The sequence below is a fragment of the Synechococcus sp. R8-2 genome (assembly GCF_047461715.1).
Classification (GTDB): domain Bacteria; phylum Cyanobacteriota; class Cyanobacteriia; order Thermostichales; family Thermostichaceae; genus Thermostichus.
Genome location: NZ_JANSHQ010000347.1, coordinates 1 through 2,226 on the forward strand (window position 1 = coordinate 1; position 2,226 = coordinate 2,226).

The 2,226-nt window shown below is 59.4% G+C and carries 2 protein-coding genes; both read right to left on the reverse strand.

What is annotated here, in order from left to right; translation table 11 throughout:
- Positions 1 to 81: 81 nt before the first annotated feature.
- Positions 82 to 447 carry a hypothetical protein gene (locus tag NW819_RS08795; RefSeq protein WP_011433539.1) on the reverse strand — a complete coding sequence of 122 codons (366 nt, stop codon included), beginning with the start codon at positions 445 to 447 and terminating at the stop codon, positions 82 to 84.
- Positions 448 to 484: 37 nt separating this feature from the next.
- The gene (locus NW819_RS08800) at positions 485 to 2,161 is read right to left on the reverse strand and encodes a hypothetical protein (RefSeq protein ID WP_414413514.1); all 1,677 of its coding nucleotides are present in this window, start codon (positions 2,159 to 2,161) and stop codon (positions 485 to 487) included.
- Between the last annotated feature and the right edge of the window lie 65 nt (positions 2,162 to 2,226).

Below are 2,226 nucleotides of genomic sequence, written 5' to 3' on the forward strand. Positions count from 1 at the left end.
ACCACGACTGCTATCAGCCCCTTTGATTCCGGTAACGCCGATCCCCGTCTCGATGAGGGAGAGGAGATAGGGCTCAAGCGCCTAAGTTTCGACTCTGTGGGCGCGCAAGAGCAAGTTGGTTCCCAAGTCCTCTTGGGCTGCCCAAAAGGCGCAAATCCACCACGAAACCTCGTCTTGGCGATAAATGCCACAGGTGAAAGGATAAGGTTGCAAAATATTCGCCATCTGCGCTAAGGCCGGAACTTCCGCCATGTAGTCGGCCCACACTTGGGGATCCAAGGCTTCGTAGGTGAAATCGGAAGGAAAGAATGTGCAACTGGATTCCAGGCTGGGCCGGTTGGTCAGCAACAATTGAGCAGGATCTGAGGATTCACAGCCCAAGCGATCCCCGATCTGAAAGGTCAGTTGAAACAGGCGGTTAATCAGATCAAATTGCTCAGGGCTCATAAGTTCAGAATTCCTAACTTTCAGATTGGGATGGGCGTTAGAGTTGACAGGTGCGACGGCTGCGCTCCAGCTCCGGCTCGATCCAGGAGAGGGCGAAGTGACTCACACAGGGCAACTGCGGGAAGCGGCGGGCCAGCTCTGCTGTTTGGGTTTCCAGGCTGGGGCGTTGCCGCTGGGCTTGTCCCCATAGACCGGCAATGGCCGGGCAGACAAAGGTTTGGGGAGAGGCCACAGCCAGGACCTGCTCCACCTGCTGCGCCACACAGGAGCTATCCTCGCACTTGGCATAGGCCATTGGGTGCCATTCCATACCCGGATCAAAGCGGTCCCAGGGTTGCAGACGAGCGTCAAACCCTTCTCCTACTGCTTGGTTGCCTTCTGGGAAGAAGACAGCCCCCACCGGGATCCCCAGCCTCTGGGCGGGTTGGGCGGCCTGCTGTAGATAATCGAGAACGCCGTAGCGGGCAAACTCGACGCTCAGCTGCCAAAGCTGCTGCTGCCAACGTTCTTGGCGAACGGCGGCGCTGGGGGTGGGGGAAGGGGCAGGAGTTGGTGCTGCTGCCTCAGAACTGGAATCCGCCGGTTTCTCCAGACTCTCTGGTAAATCTTTTGCAGAGGAAAGCTGATCCCCCTGCCAATTCCTGCTGGCCATGTCTTGGGCAGCCCAGTCCAGTAACTCTGGGGAAAGCGCCCATTTCTCGGTCGGGCTGGGCCAGGGATCCCCTGGCTGCCGCCACCTGGGCTCTTCGGCATAGGTGGCATCCAGATGGAGAACATCTGCCACTGCAATGTAGCCCTGGCTCAAATAGCGCTCCAGCAATGCCCGACCCGCCGGGTTTTCTGCCAAATTGAGGTAGGCTTTCCGGGCGGCCTCTCCATGAATCCACAAGTCTCGGACGGTGGCTGCCACGCTGGATCCCCCTGAGCCACGCGGATAGCGAATGTAGTCGAAAAGGATCCCATCCGGCTGTCGCTGTAGGATGCGGCGGACCAACTCGGCAAAATCCCGCCGTGCCAGGGGATGAAAGGGATCCACAAATACCTCGCCAGGACTGCCCAGGTCTTCCGAAAGGGCTGTAGCGGGATCCAAGACGGTGGTTATGCCACGACCGTTGCGGGCCAGGGCCACCTGTCGATCGGGCCGTTGTCCGTAGCTGTAGCCGAAATTGAGGGAAAACACCCAGGCATAGGCAGATAAGCCGCGGCGTCGTGCCGCTTTCAGAGCCAGATCCAACAAGTCGGCGTTGGGCTGTAAGCTGGGCCAGATCCCCCCTGCGCCATCCGGCAAAATAGAGCGGCCATCGTAAAAGGTCTCGATAAAGACGCGGTTGTAGCCCAGGTTCGCCACTTGGTCGAATACCTGATCCAACACGCCCGGATTGGCATCACAGGGATGCAGACGTACCCAGATGGCCTGGATCTGGGGCCAGCGTTGGCTGCGGCAGGCGATCAAGGCAGCGCCATGTTCGGCCAAAACTTGGGTGTACTCGGCCCAAGCAGCATTCGACTGGGCAGCCTGCTGGCGCAGTTGAGCCTTGCGCGCTACCTCCTCGGGCGGCTGTCGGCAGTAGGCGTCGAGCCGAGCAGCCAAGTGGGATCCCCTCTGTTCCGCACTGTCTACGGAACCAGAGCTGGGGAAAAGGGAATGGCCGGGCCACAAGAACTGAGCCTGGGCCGTGATTCCGGATCCCAGCAACATCAGCGCGCCCAGCACACCCGCAAGCCAGCGGCTCCCTTTGTTTTTTGGCAGTCTTAGCACTGATACATTCACGCTGAACT